Here is a 19,356-nt window from a genome sequence, read left to right as displayed (position 1 = left end):
TTCTTCATTCTCCCGGATTGTGAACGTAAATCGCCTTACCTTGAGCATCGTAAATAATTAGGGGTAAGCTAACGTTGTCACTGATAATATCTAAAGTTTGCTGCAACTTTTCTAAATACTCGGATGCGTTTGTAGCAGTGTTAGTCGAGCTTTGATTGCTTGCAGCAGCATCAGTAGTAGTTCGATCGCTTGTATTTGTGACGGTACTTTGTAGGATTTGCTGGTATTCTGGCGTCAACTGAACGGTAATTCCTTGTTTATCCACCTTATAATCGCAGATGCGAATTGTACTGTAACAGGTTCGATTTAAGTCAGTACGAGTTCTTTGCATCAAACTAATAGTTTGTAACTTATCTTGCGCTTGCTTAAGGGCTGCTGAGTAAGGTTGTACTAAAGCTTGAGCTTGAGTGTAATACATACTCTCATCAGTCACTTGTTTGGCGGAGTTTACAGCTTGATTCCAATAAGTAACAGCTGCTTGCCATTGATTTTGTTGTTCGTATCGTTTCGCAAGGTTGGCTGAAGTGACAGATTGATTGTAAGTTTTAGCGGCTAATAATTCTCTGGTCGCATGAATCCTTGCTGTCGCTAAGTAGGGTTTATATTCCCCTAAAAGCTTTTGCGCTTCTTTATATACAGAACTACTACGTGGAATCACCGCTAAAGCATTCACCGCTACTTGCCAAGTTGCCTGAACTTTTTGTAATTCTTGTAACGTTTTGGCAGTCGCATCTCGTTTAGCAGCTTCCACAGCTACAGCCTTTGCTGCCTTTAGCTTTTCAATCCATTTTTCTTCTGCAAGCAATTGCTGCTTTACAACTTTTAAATGAGAGCGATAAATGAGTAATTTTGGAAATACCAGTTTATAGAGTTCGCTATTGGAATTAATCATTTCTAGTGGTGCGATCGCCTGCCGCCACAACTGTTGTCTGGCTTGCAAATCCTGTAGGCTAGTTACTGGGATTTTACTTTTTTGCACAGCTATTGACCCCATCTCAAATGCTTTAATCACCTGGTTAACTTTTTCCGATTCTCCAGAAAAACTTGTTGAAAGTTTTTCTGCTTCTTGATGATAGGGGGACCAAAAAGGAATTGCTTTTAAAGATACACTTGTTTCTTCTAGTTGCTGTTGCAGTTTTGGTAATTCTTTTTCCGACCGAGCATTAAGCTTGAGTTGATCCAATGACTCTTGTAACTGTCTTGCTGTTTGTATTTCTTTACACTCCAATATAGAGCAAGGACGAGTCAGTAAGTAAGTAGCACCAACCAATACAGCAATGACAGCTATGGCTGCGCCTACTACAACTGTTTTAATTTTCCGTACTGGCTTTGATGACGAGTAAGCAGACAAATCTGGAGCATCTGCCATTGGGTCAAACGGTTCATCCTCATGAGAGGCGTCTGGAAGTGAGGCGTGGAGAAAAGACGAAGAAAAACTACCCTCATCTCCGCTGTTTGCAGAAAGTTCGCCAGATCTTGAGGAGAAAGATTGCACTTGATAGTCTTCCTCAATGTCCATGTCCTGAAAACTGCGGGGTTTCAGTGTTCTGAGGTCCTCAAATTCGACATCTTCGGGTTCTTCAATATCCTCAATTTCAAATGAATCATATGTTGCGGGTGTTCTCAGTAGGAGAGAACGCTTGGCATAAGGCAGTTTTTGTCCAACAACTCTTAGGAAAAGTTCGACCGGCTGTTCTTGGCGACCGGGTAGCGATTGTAGTGCTTCTTCCAACACTGCAAATACTGTTTCCGTAGCAGCTATCACACCCGCAGAATGTTGAGCTAAAACCATTAATTGGTCATCTTTGACAGCACATTTCACTTGGAATAAGTCACCTGATGGAACTTCTGCTCGTAACTGTTCCTGCAAAATTTGTGCTAAGAATTGTAAATCTTCTTGTTGGGCTGCTACTTTCATAGACCCATCCTGTTCTTTTATATTTTTTTTGTCGAGAGTGCTAGATGCACGCGTTCCGTTTTTTGAATAGGGATACACAGCTTAACCAACCATCGTTATAAATAGAAGTGGACAATTTTCTAACATAAATTAGTAATTCTTACGTAAAATAAAAATAGTTTTTAAGCATCGCTCTCAACCTCAGCAAAACACCCTAAGTGTAGTATTCCAATCTTTTGGTCTAAACTAACAACAGTTAAAAAAAGAATCGCGAAAGAACGCTAACGCTGTGATATGCCACATCTCCGATTTCTCAAAGGGGATGCGAGCGGACTGACCCACCTTATCAATTGATTTAATTTCTCTCGAAAAATTTATCTATATAATTAAAAACACTGATATGCTTGTTTTCTATTGAAACCAAGCGTTTGTGCCATAATTGGGGGTCAACCAATACAACTGTTGCCATTTTAACCTTAAGGACAGATTGGCTCGTGGGATCGCGTTTTTAAAATAGGAGGAAATACTCAGTTAGATAATTTTATCAATGTTTTGTGACATTATGCCTGCTGTCTTGGGCTGTAGGTGGGCAAGGGAATCTTGCAGACTCACTACCTACAGGTATGTAACAAATCTGTAGTGTATCCTAAAGAACGTTTACTGAACTCAATAAAATTGATAGTGTCAATAAGTATTTATAGCTAAAGAGAACTTTTTAATCGGGGTGGAGCGCCGTATGTTTTAGACTTCCCCGCAGCAACCCCAATAATGTGGCAAAAAAGGTGTAAGTCAATGGATTTGTTAGAGTATCAGGTTAAAGAATGGTTTTCGGAAATCGGCATTCCTGTATTGCCATCTCAACGAATCGATCATCCTACAGACCTAAAACGGTTAAAAATTAGCTATCCTGTCGTGTTGAAATCCCAAGTGCATGTGGGGGGACGAGCAAAAGCCGGTGGGGTCAGATTTGTAGAAACAACAATTGATGCGATCGCCGCCGCCCAACACATCTTTAATCTGCCAATTTTTGGTGAGTTACCAGAAGTGTTGCTAGCAGAAGCAAAGTATGATGCCGAACAGGAGTTGTATTTAGCCGTTGTTGTGGATACTGCTGTTTGCAGACCCATCTTATTAGGTTGTACGGAAGCTGAAGTTGATTGGGATTGGGAATCAGCAGGAGAAAAGATGCAACACGTCGTTGTTGATGGGGAATTTTCTCCATTTTATGCACGACGATTGGCACTAAAAATGGGGTTGCAAGGCTCGTTAATGCAGTCAGTTAGCACTGTTGTAGAGAAAATGTACCAATTGTTTGCAGACAAAGACCTAGATTTGATTGAAATTAGTCCCTTGGGAGTGAGTTCTTCCGGTCAAATTATGGCTCTTAACGGTACTGTAAGTGTCAACGAACGAGCCATTGGGCGTCATCCAGATATTGCCGAAATTGCAACTAAAATTGCCAACCGCCGTACCAAGAGAGAGATAGCAAGGAACTTGGGCGATTGGGATGTTGTAGAAATGCACGGTAAGATAGCAATTCTAGGTAATGGTGCGGGTTCGGTAATGGCAACTTTAGATTTAGTTGTAAATGCTGGTGGGAAACCAGGTGTTTGTCTCAACCTGCGCCATGCTTCGGTGACCGAAACCTCACCGACAACTTTTACCGATCGCTTGGAAAAAGCATTACACAGTTTGGGTGCTGATAAAAGTATTCACGTGATACTCATTAACTTCTTGGGTAGCATTCCTCTGAGTGAAGAAGTTGTAGAAATCATCGGAAACTTTGTAGAAAGTAGCTCCAGCACATTTAAGCCACAATTGGTTAGGGCTAACGGTAGTAAAAATCGTCGGGACAGTCATTTTCCCCGCTTGGTTGTACGTCTTGCTGGTTCTGAGTTTAAGACAGCTAGAGAATATCTAGCAAATTTAAAAACTCCGGGTGACGCACCTGTGGTGGTAGAAAGTCTGGATGAAGCAGTAGCAGAAGCAGTCCGTTTTGCTAAGGCAACAACTACACATAGAAGATTTTGAAAAAGTATGAAGTATAAAGGAGCAAAAAATTTTCCTTTATACTTCTATTTGACTTGCGATTGTATTGGTAGAAGACATATTTTATCCTTCATACTTGATACTTTTTATGAACTTAACACCAGATAGCAAAGTATTAATCCAAGGATTTTGTGAGTATATTACAGTCACTCACGTGACACAAATGAAAGCATATGGCACAAATGTTGTAGCAGGTGTCAATCCTGGTTGTGGCGGACAGGAAATATACGGTTTGCCAGTTTATGACTTGGTTGAAGAGGTTGTGGAACAATATGGAGTTATCGATACAACGATTATTTGCGTGCATCCATACCAAGTTTTAGATGCAGCGTTAGAAGCGATCGCATCTGGGATCGGTCAGCTGATTATTATATCTCCTGGGGTACCACCACTCGATATGGTACAACTTCTGCGGAAAGCTGAGGCAACAGAAACTATCGTGGTAGGACCCAATAGCCCTGGTATTATCGTACCGGGCAAAATTCTCTTGGGGACTCAACCAAGCGAATTTTATATCCCAGGCTCTGTGGGAATTCTCAGTCGCAGCACGACTTTGACTTATGAAGTTGCAAGGGAATTAACTCATGCTGGGTTGGGACAGTCGCTCAGCGTCAGCATCGGTAGTGATGCGATCGTCGGTTCGTCTTTTTTGCAATGGCTGGAAATATTGGATGAAGATGAAGCAACCAAGGCGATCGTCTTAGTTGGACAACCGGGTGGAGGTCGTGAAGAAGCTGCAGCCCATTATATTGCTGAAGCCATAGACAAACCAGTTATTGCTTACATTGCAGGAACACAAGCACCACCTGTCAAACAGTGGCGTCAAACCGGGACTTTAGCAGCTGTGATAGGACGCGATCCCGATTTTGGTACGGCAAAAAGCAAAGTATCGGCTTTTTCTCACACAAGGGTTCCAGTCGCCGAACGTCCTTCTCAAATCCCAGAATTGGTGAAGAAGGTTCTGGGATAGATATCATAGTATTCTGGATACTTATGCAAGTGGCTGATTGACTACTCTCTCTCCGCCCAAAGATTACCTATTTAAATAAACCGCAAAGACGCAAAGAGCAAGGGAGTAAGAGGAAAAGAAGATCGGTAACCTTATAGTACCGAAGGGAGTAGCTTTGGTTACCCTTGGACGTAACCAGAAGCAAGTACTGGTGACTCGATCTGCTCGTTACGGTTTTCTTATGCTTGGTAAGCGTTAGCTAAACTACGAGTGCCGCTTTTTTATTACTTTCTAGTAACATTTTTCCTACCTAGTTGGGCAAGATTAAAAGCTCGCACATCAAATTACTAATGCTGGAGTTAGATGAGTAATTAACACTGTTTCTATTCTAAATCAAAAAGCTAGTGATTTTGAGCACTTGTCGTGCGGGTTTTGCATGGACAGCAGCAAATTTTATTCCCTGGCAAAAGCAAATAATTTGACTTTTTGGACATCCTTTTAGCGCTAATTGTAAAATTTACTTAATTTAAGTACTTATACGGTTGTAATGAGAAGGAGGATACTGACAGTATAATTGAGAACTATAGAGAATGGTAATAAATGCAAGCCTCCGAAACTAAATTGCAACAAATTATTGAAGGGACGAAACAATACGTTGTCCCTTTGTTTCAGCGAGCTTACAGTTGGAAAAAACCGGAGTGGCAGCTGTTGTGGAATGACATAGTTGAACTTTGTGCAACGGATAATCCCCGTCCTCACTTTATGGGTTCTATTGTCACTATGCCAACGACATCTGTACCTGAAGGAGTAACTAAGTATCTTTTAATTGACGGACAACAGCGTTTAACAACAGTTTTTATTCTTTTATGTGCTTTACGAGATCGAGCAAAAGAATCTGACGAGGAGCTAGCAGCCGAAATTGATAATACTATTTTAGTTAACCCTTACAAAAAAGGCTTGGATTACTACAAGTTACAACCTACACAGTTAGACCGTGCTCCATTTCATCACATCATTAAATCTCCACCTCAAACAAATGATAGTGGTATTTCAGAAAGCTATCTTTTTTTTGAGAAGAAAATTCGGCAGAGTCAATTGGAAATTCAAAAAATTAAAAAGGTTGTTTGCAATAATCTATCTCTTGTAAGCGTAGTACTTGGTACTGATGACGATCCCTACTTAGTTTTTGAGAGCTTAAACGCCAAGGGAAGACCTCTGACACAAGCAGACTTGATCCGTAACTATTTCTTTATGAAAATTCATGCGGATAATCAAGAATCTGTTTATACTGAATATTGGCAGCCCATGCAAATTCTTTTGGGAGAGAGCCTGACCGAGTTTATTCGTCATTACCTGACAAAAAGTGGTGTTGAAGTCAAGCAGAGTGAAGTTTATTTTGAAATCAAAGAAAGAATTAACAAAGTTGAACCTTTGTCGTATCTAAAAGATTTATATAAATTTTCTGAATACTATGCAAAACTTTTGAACCCAGAGAGAGAAAAACATGAAAAGATTCGGAAATATCTCCATCGTCTCAATCGTTTAGATATCAATACTGTCTACCCATTTTTATTAAACTGCTACAATGATTGGATGCAATCTAAAATAACAGAGAAAGACTTGGTTGCAGTTCTGCAAATTATTGAGAATTTTATCCTTCGTCGTTTCGTATGTAATGTTCAAACAAGGGGATTAAATAGAATTTTTGCCTTGCTTTACTCACAAGTTAGTAAAGATACAAATCTAGCTACTGATACTTTTGTGGAGCGATTAAAGTTAGCTCTTCAGAACCGCGATTATCCAAAAAATCCAGAGTTTAAAGAACGATTAATGGATGTCAAGCTATACGGTAGTAATCGTTCTGAGAAAGCAAAGCTTATTCTTGAATCTATTGAAGAATTCTTTAAGCATAAGGAGCAAGTATCTTTTGATGGACTTTCTATAGAACACGTTATGCCACAAACTTTAAATAACTGGTGGAAAGAACATTTGGGAGAAGATTGGGAAGTAACCCATGAATTACTCGTTCATTCTTTAGGCAATCTAACGCTTACAGCGTATAATTCTGAACTTTCTAATGCTGAGTTTCGGATGAAGCAAACTCATTTTCAAAATAGTCATCTGGAATTGAATAAGTATTTTCACAATAAAGAGACTTGGCGCAGAGAGGATATTGAAGCACGAGCAGCATATCTTGCAGATCTTGTTTTGCAGATTTGGAGCTACTTTGGTAACGAGCAAGTACAACCTTCTCAACCTAGTAGCTTAACGGGTAGCATTCCGAATCGACTTCGTATATTTGGACAAGAACATTCCGTGAAAAGCTGGCGAGATGTTTTAGAAGTTACATTAAACACGATTGCCGATCTCGAACCTGAGCGATTTCAAGAAATTTTGCAGCAGTTTCCTCGTTTTGTAGGATGGGATGAAAAAGACTTTCGTAGTACTCGACAACTCCAAAATGGAACTTTTGTTGAAGTTAATTTGTCAGCAAAACACATTCATGCATTCTGCTTAAAGGCGATAGAAACGGCAGAGTTATCAATTGAAGACTGGTGTATTGAGACAGTGCATTCATTTTAGATACATGGATTAAGAAAGGCTTTTGTAGGCTTAACTAGTAGTCTGTCGCATTAAAAACTGCTGAGTTGAGCAATCTTTAAATTCTTCTTTTTCTCTTCCTTTGTACTCTATAGTTATAATCTTATGTTAACTCCTCAGTTTTGTCTAACTGCTGCTTTAACTTAAAAACTAACAACCACACAGTAACTAACTGACAGAAAATAGCGAATAAAAATTGTATTGGAGAGATCGGGTAGCTATCAGCAAACAAGGTAATAAGCGGTGCAGCTACTGAGAAAAACCATGGAAAATAGTTGTCTGATGTATTCGCTGTCAACAGAAGCGCAATGATTATTGGTAATACAATTAAAGCCGTTAGTGTAGCTATTGTCCAAAAAATTCGATAGCGATTTTTTAAGAACAACATAAATTGTGCTAAAGCTGCATATACCATAGCTAGACTACCAGCTAAAGCAAGAGCAAAAAGAGGGTTATTTCTGTTAATACCTCTTTCAAAATTTAGGACAAGTAACAGAAGTAAAGGAGTTATCAGGATTATTGCATTTAATGCGATCGCAACCAATGCCGGACTTTTTTCACCCCAAATCAAATCGCGAACTAAAGAACGTTTCCAAGAATTGTTATCAATAAAACTTTTTTTGTAGCGTACCCAATCTTGTAATAATTGGCGGTGAGGTATGAGTGCAGCTATCAGAAATAAAAATAGCCACAAATCTAAGAACAAAATAAACGCAATACTATCACGCAATACTGACCAATGATAATAGGGACTGGCAACAAAGTCTTTCCAATTGACACATCCTAAAGTGCAAACGGCAAAATATGCTGTTAGCCAATAACTTTGCTGCTTACTTAACATAGTAGATTTTGGATCGCGGAAACAGCGCCATAAAGCTTGCCAAATAAAATAAGCTAGCGTACCGTAATTGAATGTAATAAAGATAACGACAGTGAAAAAACTAGCCCCTAATGGCAGTTTAAACCAAGAAAAATTTTCCCATAAATTAATGCTTGTAAAAAAAGAGCTTTTATCCAGATGAGGAATTAGATAAAATGGGTTGAGACCTTTTATATAAGCTATAGGAGAATCAGTTGTAGCATTGGCAAACCACAGTCTACTCAGGATGAGAAAGCCAAGAACTACGCCACTTGCCAACCAAGCTTGAAAGCCGCTTAACCAAGACCCAACTAAACCAAAGAGTAATGCTCCACTGTAATAAAACATACAGGCAGCTAATACAAGAGCGTAAAAAGTTAGAATTGACAAAAAGGGGATTTTTGCTCCCAATCCCGACCATAAGTGTAAAGGAACTGTTAGGGCTACTGCGATGTACAGCAAAATAGGAACACCCAACAGTTTGCCCCAAAATATGTTTTTTGGGGATTGAGGGCTGAGGCGAATGAAGTTGAGAGTTCCTCGCCGTTGTTCTGTCGCTAAATCGCTTGTCAGCAAATAGGTTCCTGCAACCAAAAGGGCAGCAATGATAATAATACTCAGCCACGTGAAGATATCCTGCCAGAAAAGCTGCCAATTAATCAGATAATAATGCCTCAACCCATCGTGCAGACACCTGTAATCATTAATATCATTTGGGCTTCCCGTACAGTATAAGGAATAGTTTGAAGAGACTGTGACGCGATTAGGTGGTAGCTTGACTGCAAAAAATCCATACAGAACAAGCTGGCTGAGTAGAGAGGTTGAAACTGCAAGTACAACATTTTGTGTTTTCAACCGTCCTCGAATTTCTCGTAAAAGTTGGGGGTTCCAATCCCCCAATTGTTCAATAAAATTTTGGATCATAAAAAGCCCAATCTTATTTTGATGCGTGGAGTTGAGATTTTAGGAAGTCGGCGCTCTAGCAGCCCTCTGGTCACATTTCTTTCAAATCCCTTCACTCTTTTACTAGCAATGCTTTGGTAGCAGATTCTCCTAAAACCTTTACCTGCTTGACTAACTGCCAAATTAACAATCCCAAAACTGCTAACTCTCCCAACCAAACTATAAAAACTATAGGTGTTGAACTGTATTTCAAACCAGGCCAAGGCCAAGTAGACAGTAACCAAAATGTAGGGTAGGTAGAAGGTTGGAGACGCAGGATTGAGAGAGCGAATTGAGGTACGAATAATAGGACAAACACGATACCAACTGCCCAGAAAAAACGTTTTTTCGTTTTCATCAATAACGCTCTTTGTACGCTCGTCGCACAAACCATCATGATAGTAATAAACATAGCTACCCCTAAAATTGCGTTTAATCTATTAACCTGATTAATCCACAAATTTAGACTTGCGGTTTGGTCAATGTGTAAAATGGGTACTAGTAAAATCCAAACGACCACTGGAGCCGTTGCGATCGCAAGATAAATGAATGCTGAGACTAGTATCGGGCTTTTTTCACCCCAAATAAGATCGGCTAGCCAGAAGTTATTTTTAACACTGCGATCGCTAGAAATATTTTGGTGTCGGTATCTTGCCCAATCCTGTACGGTTTGGCGGTGAGGTGAGAGGGTTGCAAGTAACCCAAAAAATAGAACTACGTTAAAGATTAGAATCCATCCAAAATTTTGAGTAATTTGATAATTCACATCGTGAAAGCTAACGCAATCACGACCCGGACAATACTGGGAATAGTTTTTCCCATACTGTAAGGTAAATCCCCAAAGAAGAACTTGAATCCAAGCGACCAGAAAATAACTGTGCCTCTTACTTAAGAGACTGGTATTTGAGTTACGGAAGCAGCGGATTATTCCTTGCCACAAAAAGTAAATCCACACCCCGTAATTTAATAAATGCACGCTCACTAATCCCAAAAGACTGTTTCCTACTGGCAGATAGAAAAACTGTAAGTTTTCCAGCAGTTTCCATTGGTACCGATGGAGAAACAAATTGGGAAAAAGGTATGCCGTGATATCAAGTGGACTGAACAATTGAAACCAGATAGTTGAAGACCTGACGTATGGGCTAGCCCATATTGACTGCATCGTAATTATCAGAAATAGTAAAACCGCACCACTACCCAACCAAGGTTGAAAGCCACTAAACCAACGGCAATATAAGCCAAAGAGTAATGCAGCATTGTAGAAGAAAATACAGCAAGCGGTGGTGACTATCCAGAAACTGAAAATATGACTGGTGGCGATATTGGCACCCCGCCCTGCAAACAGATGAAAGGGTAATGCGGCTATGATAAAGAGATACACCAGTATTGGTACACCTAACATTTTGCCAATCAAAACACTTGTTGCAGGTTGAGGGCTCAGACGAATAAAATTGAGAGTTCCTCGCCGTTCTTCTTTCGCTAAGTTATCGATCAGCAAATAAGTGCCTGCGACTAACAAGGTGAAGATAAAAACGATTGTGAGTGTAGAGAAAATGTATTGCCAGTGGTCGCGCCACCACATTTGCATATTTAATTGGTCGATGGGGCAATACTGGCTTGATAGCTCGGTAACTTGCTGCTGCAATCGATCGATTTGCAATTGCAATTCAGCAATTTTGCTTTTTCCAGAAGGGTTATTACTGCTATATTTACTTATTTGTCGGTAAAGGTTTTCTATTTGCTGACCGAGAATCCGTCGTTTTTCTAGGACTTCCGGACGGAGAAAACAGTATTGTCCTTCTTGTGAATACAAGTCATTGGGAAGTTCCCGCAATTGATAGAGAAACAGAACTATTTGACCGAGAAGCGATATCCCAACTGCGATCGCAATATTAAAACCTTTTAAGCGTCCTTTGATCTCCCTAAAAAACTGTGGATTCCAATCGCCCAGCTTACTTATCAAATCATTCATATTTTGGATTATGGATTGTGGATTTTAGATTGAAAAAGTCTTTCTTAGGCTTGACTCTTATTTAAGAATCTTCAGGTTAGTCTCGATTTCCAACTGCTTAAACAAGTCGGGGATATAGCAACCATCAAAATCGTCACATTCTTTTTTCAAATTCATCTAATCTTTTACTAGCAAGACTTTGGTAGTAGATTCTCCTAAAATCTTCACGTGCTTGACTAACTGCCAAACTAACAACCCTAAAACTGCTAACTCTGCCAACCAAGCTATAAAAACTGTAGGTGTTGAACTGTATTCTAAACTAACCCAAGGCCAAGTAGAAAATAACCACAATGTGGGATAGGTAGAAGGTTTGAGATACAAGATTTCCAGAGCAATTGGCAGTAAGAAAAACAAGGCAACCAAGATAACAAATGCCCAGAGAAAGCGGTATTTTGTTTTCATCAAGAACGCTCTTTGTACGATCGCCGCACAAATCATCATGATAGTAATCAACATAACTACCCCTAAAAGTGCATTGAATCGATCGATCTGATTCATCCATATACTGCTCGAGCGATTTTTGTTATTAAAAATAGGTAGGAGTAAAATCCAAATGGTGACTGGAGTTGTTGCGATCGCAAGATAAATGAATGCTGAAACTGGTATCGGGCTTTTTTCACCCCAAATCAGATCGTTTAGCCAGAAGTTATTTTTAACGCTGCGATCGCCAGAAATATTTTGGTGTCGGTATCTCGCCCAATCTTGTACGGTTTGGCGGTGAGGAGTGAGGGTTGCAAGTAACCCAAAAAATAGAACTACGTTAAAGACTAGAATCCATGGAAAATTGTCAGAAATTTGATCATTCACATCGTAAGACATCTCGCAAGAATTACCGGGTATACCGGGCATACAAGATTCCGAATAATTTTTCCCATACTGTAAGGTAAATCCCCAAAGAAGAACTTGAGTGCAAGCGACCAGAAAATAACTGTGACTCTTACTTAAGAGACTTGTGTTTGAGTTACGGAAGCAGCGTATTATTCCTTGCCATAAAAAGTAAATCCAAAACCCGTAATTTAATAAATGCACGCTTACTAAGCCGAGAAGACTGTTTCCTACTGGTAGATAGAAAAACTGTAGGTTTTCCAGCAGTTCCCATTTGTAACGCTGGAGAAACAAATTGGGAAAAAGGTATGCTGTTATATCAATAGGGCTGAACAGTTGAAACCAGATGGCTGAATAACTGACGTATGGATTACCCCATATGGACTGCATTGTAATTATCAGAAACAGTAAAACCGCACCACTACCCAACCAAGGTTGAAAACTAAACCAACGGCAATATAAGCCAAAGAGTAGTGCAGCACTGTAGAAGAAAATACAGCAAGCGATGGTGACTATCCAGAAACTGAAAATATGACTGGTGGCGATGTTGGCACTCCGCCCTGCAAACAGATGAAAGGGTAATGCGGCTATGATAAAGAGATACACCAGGATTGGTACACCTAACATTTTGCCAATCAAAACACTTGTTGCTGGCTGCGGGCTCAGACGAATAAAATTGAGAGTTCCTCGCCGTTCTTCTTTCGCTAAGTTGTCGATCAGCAAATAACTACCCGCGACTAACAAGGTGAAGATAAAAACGATTGTGAGTGTAGAGAAAATGTATTGCCAGTGGTCGCGCCACCACATTTGCATATTTAATTGGTCGATGGGACAATACTGGCTTGATATATCGGTAATTTTCTGCTGCAATCGATCGATTTGCGATTGCAATTCAGCAATTTTGCTTTTTCCAGAAGGGTTATTACTGCTATATTTATTGATTTCTTGGTAAAGAATATCTAATTGCCGATTCAGAGGTCGCCGTTTTTCTATGACTTCCGGACGGAGAAAACAGTATTTTCCTTCTTGTGAATACAATTCATTAGGAAGCTCCCGCAATTGATAGAGAAACAGAACTATTTGACCGAGAAGCGATATCCCAATTGCGATCGCAACATGAAAACCTTTTAAGCGTCCTTTGATTTCCCTAAAAAACTGTGGATTCCAATCGCCCAGCTTACTTATCAAATCATTCATATTTTGGATTGTGGCTTTTAGATTGAGAAAACTTTACCTAGTGCTAATAGATGGAAATAATACTGGATTGCGTTCATACATCTCCCTTGTCCCTATTTAAGATGCTTGCTTGTGACCTAATTTAAGGAAAATTGTTTCTAAATCTTCTTGTGTGGTGTGAAAATCAGTGAGGGGGATATTGGCTGTTATCAGCGAGCGCAGCAAATCCGCACAATCTTCTTGTTTTCCTGAAAAATTGACAAGCACGCAATTCTTAGCAGGTAAAACTTCCCATTCTTGCACGAGGGGATTATTTTTTAATTCGCCTAAAAGTTCCGGTATTTTTCCTAAAGTAGAGATGGCAATTTGTTGGCGAGCAAGGCGCTGGTAAAGTTGTTGGAGAGAAGCACTTTCTACCAGAAAACCAAGTTCCATGATTCCCACAGATGTACACAGTTCTGCTAAATCGCTAAGAACGTGGGAGGAAATGAGTATTGTCATTCCCGCTTCTTGCAAAACTTTAATGATTTCACGAAACTGCATCCTGGCAATTGGATCGAGCCCGGAAACTGGTTCATCTAATAGCAAGACAATAGGTTCGTGGATAATAGTTCTGGCAAGACACAAGCGTTGTTTCATCCCTCGTGACAGGGTAGAAATCAGACTGTTGCGCTTGTTACCTAATTGAATCAGTTCTAAAACTTCATGCAGGCGTTGAGTGCGGCGCGGATCGCGCAAACGGTACAGCCGAGCAAAATAATCTAGGTAGTCCCAGACAGTCAGTTCTTCGTAAAGAGGATAGTCATCCGGTAAGTAACCCAAGCGTCGTTTGAGAGTGGGGTTGCTTTTGTCCCGCAGTAAGCGATCGCCATTTATATAAATCTCACCCGTTGTTGGCTCTTCAGCAGCTGCTAACATCCGGATGAGAGTTGTTTTCCCCGCACCATTAGGACCAATTAATCCATAAACTTCACCTGACAGTATTTCCAAATCGATATTATTGACAGCAACGTGTCTGTCAAATTGCTTAGTCAGTCCACGGGTATGAATAGCCAGTTCTTGTGTCATAACTAATAGGCTGGAGTTTGCAATTATACTGATTGGCTTTCAGCCATCATACTGACTGTTATTGTGAAACGAAAGACGCTATCACACGGAAAATAACCGTATTCATGCGCTTGGCAAGTTTGCTTGAGGTAGTCAACCGAATACTTCAGTACAGCAAGCTTAGCCTTTAATTTCAGAACTTGCCAGAATGGTTTCGGAAAATGCAACCAGCTTTAAAGAAAGTATTTTTTTGTACTAGAAAAATTTATCAAATTTTTATACATAGTAACCAATATTACATTTTGTAAAGGACTAATAGCATGGCATTCAAAATTCGTATATTGTTTTTACTTAATTTTCTAACTTAAAAAAAGTAATAAAAATTACTTGTTTGGAGCAATCCTAACTAAATAGTTCAATTGTGCTAAGGTGTGAGAAAGTGATTCCAGAGTTTGATGGGAACGGTAATTTACCACCAGGAGTACACTGGGTAGAATGGGAAGAATTTAAGGAAAGATTTGGGACTAACTTGACGAGGCAACGCATGATAACTGGTCTAGAACTAGCAATGACACAGTTGAAAGCAGCTGGTTGTAGAACTATTTATATAGATGGTAGTTTCGTTACCAGTAAACAAAAACCAAAGGATTTTGATGCTTGTTATGATAACGATACAGTAGACACTAATTATCTAAGAATGTACGCTCCTAAGTTGCTTAATCATTACGATCGTGATGAACAGAAAGCTAAATATAAAGGTGAAATTTTTCCTGCAAACCAACCTGTTGGTAATTATGGTTTAAATTCTTTTGAATTCTTTCAGCGCGACCGTCAAAAAAATCGTAAAGGTATTATTGCTATAGATTTACTAAGGTGGGAAATATGATTAAAAATAATGATGAGTATCAAAATACTAGATATCTGGTAGGAGAATTTAAAAAATCAATAGCAGCAATGGAGAGAGATCGACAAAGTAAAAACGATGACTTTCAGAAATGGGAAATTAACAGAGGTGCATTACAATCTCATCTAGAGAAATTGCAAGAAGAAATTGTTGAATATGAAAGAATTCTGAATTGCAATATTAATCACAAGTTACAAATTAAAGTTGATTCTTTAAACAAATTACCAGATGCGTTAATCAAAGCTCGGATAGCAGCAAAAATGACTCAACAAGAACTCGCTGACATACTAGGCATTGATGAACAGCAGGTCAAGCAGTACGAAAAGACAGATTATCAGTGCGCTAGCTTTGTCGATATTCTTGAAGTCAGTACGGCTTTGGGTGTAGAATTTGAAACTGCTGTTGTACAAGTAGATTTTGAGGAAATAAAAGAAGTTAAAAAAACCGTGGAAAAATGGCGTAAGGAGAAAACCAATATTCAAACCAAAACCTCATAGATTTCCCACGCTTACTTGTAGCCAATCTCTCCTAAATAATATTGCTTAAAGTTTGCGATCGCTCTGAAGTGTCGGCATCTTTACTTTTGTCATATTGTCCCACACTCGGTGCTGCCCTTATGTCAATTTGCCGTAGTCAAGTTTAATTAAACGGTCGGCAAGGTGAAAATAACGATCGTCGTGACTAATGACAAATACTGCCTTCCCTTGATGCTTCGTATCTGGTAAAAGTTGGTGGTAAAAGATGTCTCGGAAAAATTTTTAAGCTTGTGACTCGATAATTGCGGGCAGATTTAGCAGTATATGTGAGTTCTTCCTGAAAAAAAGCTTCTTCGCGATCGCTATATAACTTTAGTTCTTTTATACCTGCTGTAATTGTACGAAAATGCTGAAAGAGTCGTTCGCGGAAGCCACCCATAACTGGATCTGCTTTTTTCTCTCATCATCAGAAACGCCTTTCAACTTGATATCTATAGCTTCACTTCCAAGTAACTGCCATTCACCTCTTTGACATCGGGTTAAAATTGCCGCTACTGCTTCAGATTCCAAGCGAACTCTTTCTTGCGCCTGGTCATCAAAGGGACGATTGAAGCACCATACATCTAAATAAATTGAAAATGTCATCGGTACACTCACTAAGTATTATATTTAATCTGCATGATTTTCTGCACAGTTAAACATCTATCTAGTAAATACGAACTATGGCACAAAAATACCGCATTACCTTACTTCCCGGCGATGGCATTGGACCCGAAATTATTGCAGTGGCGGTAGACGTACTGAAAGTGGTGGGTCAAAAATTCGATATCCAGTTTGAATTTCAAGAAGCACTAATTGGTGGTGCTGCTATTGATGTCACGGGCGAACCCCTACCCAAAGATTCTCTGGAGATTTGCCGTAACAGCGATGCTGTCTTATTAGCAGCGATTGGCGGCTACAAATGGGATTCTCTGCCATCTCATTTACGTCCGGAAGCGGGTTTGTTGGGGCTGCGATCGGGATTGGGTTTATTTGCGAATTTGCGCCCTGCAACAATACTACCTCAGTTGATTGATGCTTCGTCCTTAAAAAAGGAGGTGGTTGAAGGGGTTGATATTTTGGTAGTGCGAGAACTGACTGGTGGAATCTACTTTGGTCAACCAAAAGGAATTTTTACCACCGAAACGGGTGAAAAGCGGGGTGTAAATACAATGGCTTACACCGAATCCGAAATCGATCGCATCGGACGTGTCGCTTTTGAAGCAGCAAGAAAACGCAATCGTAAACTTTGTTCTGTTGATAAGGCAAATGTTTTGGAAGTTTCTCAACTTTGGAGAAGTCACATAACCCAACTGGCTCAAGAATATCCGGATGTAGAGCTAACTCATATGTATGTAGATAATGCAGCCATGCAGTTGTTACGAGCCCCCAAACAGTTCGATACTATTGTTACGGGAAATCTATTTGGCGATATTCTTTCGGATGCAGCTGCTATGCTAACTGGCAGTATTGGGATGTTACCCTCTGCGAGTTTAGGTGCTTCTAGTCCAGGAGTATTTGAACCCGTTCACGGTTCCGCCCCAGATATTGCAGGACAAGATAAAGCAAATCCTTTAGCGCAGGTTTTGAGCGCCGCAATGATGCTCCGTTATGGTTTAAACCAGTCAGCAGCAGCAGATTATGTTGAAAAGGGAGTGTTACAAGTTTTACAGAGAGGTGCTCGCACGGGAGATATAATGTCTCCGGGTATGAATTTATTAGGCTGCCGCGCTATGGGTGATGCTCTGATTCAAGTTCTTGAAGAGGAGTAATCTCGCTTATCAACAACAAGAAAATTTTGGCATACATACCTTTGCCAAAACTTTCGGATAAACTATAAGACAAACCTACAACAAGATTCAGTGAGTGGTGTACGCTTTAAAACAAGGACAAGCTAACTACAGCAATCAAAAAAACCAGCCTGCTTTGATCGATCCAACCGTCATCAGAGCCGCCGGACAAATCTATCACGTTTACTGTGAGGTACATCCCGAAATGAGCGGACAACCTTCAGGAGTAGCAATTAATCGGTACAATCACCGAGGGAAAGTGATTTTTACACACCAACCAGTTCTTCTGCCAGATGAGTGTTTTATTCCTTTGACGCAAATAGAATCATATATGTATTAAATTGGTCATCAGTCATTGGTCATTAACCGCAAGTCAAGAGTATAACTTTTGAACAGAGGACATATGACAAAGGACAAATGACACAATGGACATCTTAATTATTGTCCAGGCGAGTTTCATCGTATTCGCTCTGGGTGCTTCTGTTGGCAGCTTTATCAACGTTGTAGTTTACAGGCTACCTGCCAAGCTGTCTGTACTTTGGCCTCCCTCTCGCTGTCCCCACTGCCTCAACCAGCTCAAGCCCTACGATAATGTTCCAGTACTGGGATGGCTGTGGTTAAAAGGACGCTGTCGTTACTGCAAAAATAAAATTTCTCTCCGTTACCCTCTAGTAGAAGGTGTAACGGGTATTATTTTTTTATTAGTTTTTTGGGTATTTAAATTTTCACCGCTTACCATTGGTTATTGGGGATTTTGCAGTTGGCTGTTAGCGCTATCACTGATTGATTTGGACACTATGACTTTACCCAATCCACTGACAAAATCGGGTTTGGTGTTGGGAATTGCTTTTCAAATGACGCTCGGTTACCTCCCTAGAGCAAGTTGGCAGGAATTGGCAAATCACTTGACGCTCGCAGTTATTGGAGCTGTTCTGGGCTTATGGCTGTTTGATGCGATCGCCCTTGTTGGTTCAATTGCCTTTGGAAAGACTGCTATGGGTGGAGGGGACGCCAAATTAGCAGCCATGATGGGTGCGTGGTTGGGTTGGAAGTATTTACTTGTAGCTAGCTTTCTGGCGTGTGTAGTGGGAGTGTTGGTAGGTGGAGGCGGAATCGTGCTTTCCCAACGCCGATGGGGACAGAGGATGCCTTTTGGACCCTATCTTGCCTTAGGAGCATTCATTACACTATTTGGTGGTGAAATAATTTTGTCTAGTTACTTGCGGTTGTTCTTAGTGAGTGGTTGAAAGGAAATAGGAAGTAATTTATTGTTCTTCCTTGTCCCCCTTGTCTTCCTTGTCCCCTTATCCTCTTCTCTCAACTGTAAATCTCGTCACCCCATCAAGCTTTGAGCTTCTGATAAGATTATATTGTGACTTGGATTACGCTGTTAACAACAAGTTTCCATTGGCAAGCAGAACTTGTGCAAGTGCTGCAAGCAGCTCGTAACATACCAACAAAAATTCTTGATTTGGGGGTGAAGTCTTATTTGGGGGCTGGTACTCCAGCAGCTTTACAGGTAAGTTGACAAGATACGTGGGCTGCCTTGTTGCTGTTAAGTTCCCAAGAAGACGAGCAAAAGACTTGAATTGGATTACGTATTTTCGTTAAGCTGGCAACCAAAGATGCATGCGAAAGGTCTGATTTGCTTACAAGACGAATTTGAAAAAATAGTCATTTGTCATTTGTCAGCGGTTATTTGTCATATTTTTTAACAAAAGCCAAGGGACAAAAGACAAGGGATAATACAAGCTGCTTGACCTATTTTCGACATATTTACTCTCTCATAAC

Annotated in this window: 15 protein-coding genes; 9 read left to right on the top strand and 6 right to left on the bottom strand. The window is 40.1% G+C overall.

Translation table 11 applies throughout. The features are described from left to right. Positions 1 to 4 precede the first annotated feature (4 nt). Complete coding sequence (locus HC643_RS24820) at positions 5 to 1,918, bottom strand: hypothetical protein (protein WP_038089890.1); 1,914 nt, start codon at positions 1,916 to 1,918, stop codon at positions 5 to 7. 771 nt (positions 1,919 to 2,689) lie between these two features. On the opposite strand from HC643_RS24820, the gene HC643_RS24815 reads away from it, so the two are divergent. From HC643_RS24815 to HC643_RS24805, 3 genes are all read left to right on the top strand, one after another. Then, complete coding sequence (locus HC643_RS24815) at positions 2,690 to 3,928, top strand: succinate--CoA ligase subunit beta (RefSeq protein ID WP_038089888.1); 1,239 nt, start codon at positions 2,690 to 2,692, stop codon at positions 3,926 to 3,928. A gap of 106 nt (positions 3,929 to 4,034) precedes the next feature. Further along, positions 4,035 to 4,916, top strand: a complete 882-nt coding sequence (locus HC643_RS24810) for a succinate--CoA ligase subunit alpha (protein WP_038089886.1) — start codon at positions 4,035 to 4,037, stop codon at positions 4,914 to 4,916. A 579-nt stretch (positions 4,917 to 5,495) separates the two neighbouring features. Next, positions 5,496 to 7,478, top strand: a complete 1,983-nt coding sequence (locus HC643_RS24805; RefSeq protein WP_038089884.1) for a DUF262 domain-containing protein — start codon at positions 5,496 to 5,498, stop codon at positions 7,476 to 7,478. 121 nt (positions 7,479 to 7,599) lie between these two features. Here HC643_RS24805 and HC643_RS24800 read toward each other — a convergent pair whose 3' ends face one another. The 4 genes from HC643_RS24800 to HC643_RS24785 all read right to left on the bottom strand — a co-directional run bounded on the left by HC643_RS24800 (position 7,600) and on the right by HC643_RS24785 (position 14,377). Then, entirely contained in the window at positions 7,600 to 9,279 is a 1,680-nt protein-coding gene (locus tag HC643_RS24800; protein ID WP_038089882.1) for a hypothetical protein, read from the bottom strand. Between the two features lie 91 nt (positions 9,280 to 9,370). Further along, a complete protein-coding gene (locus tag HC643_RS24795; RefSeq protein WP_167844749.1) occupies positions 9,371 to 11,269 on the bottom strand; it encodes a FlxA-like family protein in 1,899 nt (632 codons plus the stop codon). 156 nt (positions 11,270 to 11,425) lie between these two features. Continuing rightward, a complete protein-coding gene (locus tag HC643_RS24790) occupies positions 11,426 to 13,330 on the bottom strand; it encodes a hypothetical protein (RefSeq protein WP_038089880.1) in 1,905 nt (634 codons plus the stop codon). Positions 13,331 to 13,426: 96 nt separating this feature from the next. Continuing rightward, positions 13,427 to 14,377, bottom strand: a complete 951-nt coding sequence (locus HC643_RS24785) for an ABC transporter ATP-binding protein (RefSeq protein WP_038089877.1) — start codon at positions 14,375 to 14,377, stop codon at positions 13,427 to 13,429. A gap of 418 nt (positions 14,378 to 14,795) precedes the next feature. On the opposite strand from HC643_RS24785, the gene HC643_RS24780 reads away from it, so the two are divergent. Beyond that, positions 14,796 to 15,242 carry a DUF6932 family protein gene (locus HC643_RS24780; protein ID WP_038090013.1) on the top strand — a complete coding sequence of 149 codons (447 nt, stop codon included), beginning with the start codon at positions 14,796 to 14,798 and terminating at the stop codon, positions 15,240 to 15,242. Then, positions 15,239 to 15,757 (top strand): helix-turn-helix transcriptional regulator, encoded by a 519-nt coding sequence (locus HC643_RS24775; protein ID WP_038090011.1) that lies wholly within the window; start codon positions 15,239 to 15,241, stop codon positions 15,755 to 15,757. Before HC643_RS24780 ends, HC643_RS24775 begins: the two co-directional genes overlap by 4 nt. 360 nt (positions 15,758 to 16,117) lie before the next feature. On the opposite strand, the gene HC643_RS24770 is transcribed toward HC643_RS24775, so the two are convergent. Next, on the bottom strand, positions 16,118 to 16,381 hold the full coding sequence (locus HC643_RS24770) for a hypothetical protein (protein WP_202048652.1): 264 nt from the start codon (positions 16,379 to 16,381) through the stop codon (positions 16,118 to 16,120). Positions 16,382 to 16,458: 77 nt separating this feature from the next. Between HC643_RS24770 and leuB the strand changes: the two genes are divergently transcribed. The 4 genes from leuB to HC643_RS24750 all read left to right on the top strand — a co-directional run bounded on the left by leuB (position 16,459) and on the right by HC643_RS24750 (position 19,093). Beyond that, positions 16,459 to 17,547, top strand: coding sequence for a 3-isopropylmalate dehydrogenase (leuB, locus tag HC643_RS24765; RefSeq protein ID WP_038089874.1), 1,089 nt, complete (start codon positions 16,459 to 16,461; stop codon positions 17,545 to 17,547). A 97-nt stretch (positions 17,548 to 17,644) separates the two neighbouring features. Continuing rightward, positions 17,645 to 17,905 carry a hypothetical protein gene (locus HC643_RS24760; RefSeq protein ID WP_038090006.1) on the top strand — a complete coding sequence of 87 codons (261 nt, stop codon included), beginning with the start codon at positions 17,645 to 17,647 and terminating at the stop codon, positions 17,903 to 17,905. Positions 17,906 to 17,990: 85 nt separating this feature from the next. Continuing rightward, complete coding sequence (locus HC643_RS24755) at positions 17,991 to 18,812, top strand: prepilin peptidase (RefSeq protein WP_038089871.1); 822 nt, start codon at positions 17,991 to 17,993, stop codon at positions 18,810 to 18,812. 125 nt (positions 18,813 to 18,937) lie between these two features. After that, complete coding sequence (locus HC643_RS24750; RefSeq protein ID WP_167844748.1) at positions 18,938 to 19,093, top strand: hypothetical protein; 156 nt, start codon at positions 18,938 to 18,940, stop codon at positions 19,091 to 19,093. Positions 19,094 to 19,356 lie beyond the last annotated feature (263 nt).

It is taken from the genome of Tolypothrix bouteillei VB521301 (genome assembly GCF_000760695.4).
GTDB lineage: Bacteria > Cyanobacteriota > Cyanobacteriia > Cyanobacteriales > Nostocaceae > Scytonema > Scytonema bouteillei_A.
Note: the sequence above shows the minus strand (reverse complement) of the source record. Positions and strands in the feature narration are given on the sequence as shown.

Bases quoted from the DNA above. Each gene is read 5' to 3' on its own strand.
- HC643_RS24820 (WP_038089890.1), bottom strand. From the start codon at position 1,918: ATGAAAGTAGCAGCCCAACAAGAAGATTTACAATTCTTAGCACAAATT.
- HC643_RS24815 (WP_038089888.1), top strand. From the start codon at position 2,690: ATGGATTTGTTAGAGTATCAGGTTAAAGAATGGTTTTCGGAAATCGGC.
- HC643_RS24810 (WP_038089886.1), top strand. From the start codon at position 4,035: ATGAACTTAACACCAGATAGCAAAGTATTAATCCAAGGATTTTGTGAG.
- HC643_RS24805 (WP_038089884.1), top strand. From the start codon at position 5,496: ATGCAAGCCTCCGAAACTAAATTGCAACAAATTATTGAAGGGACGAAA.
- HC643_RS24800 (WP_038089882.1), bottom strand. From the start codon at position 9,279: ATGATCCAAAATTTTATTGAACAATTGGGGGATTGGAACCCCCAACTT.
- HC643_RS24795 (WP_167844749.1), bottom strand. From the start codon at position 11,269: ATGAATGATTTGATAAGTAAGCTGGGCGATTGGAATCCACAGTTTTTT.
- HC643_RS24790 (WP_038089880.1), bottom strand. From the start codon at position 13,330: ATGAATGATTTGATAAGTAAGCTGGGCGATTGGAATCCACAGTTTTTT.
- HC643_RS24785 (WP_038089877.1), bottom strand. From the start codon at position 14,377: ATGACACAAGAACTGGCTATTCATACCCGTGGACTGACTAAGCAATTT.
- HC643_RS24775 (WP_038090011.1), top strand. From the start codon at position 15,239: ATGATTAAAAATAATGATGAGTATCAAAATACTAGATATCTGGTAGGA.
- HC643_RS24770 (WP_202048652.1), bottom strand. From the start codon at position 16,381: ATGACATTTTCAATTTATTTAGATGTATGGTGCTTCAATCGTCCCTTT.
- leuB (WP_038089874.1), top strand. From the start codon at position 16,459: ATGGCACAAAAATACCGCATTACCTTACTTCCCGGCGATGGCATTGGA.
- HC643_RS24755 (WP_038089871.1), top strand. From the start codon at position 17,991: ATGGACATCTTAATTATTGTCCAGGCGAGTTTCATCGTATTCGCTCTG.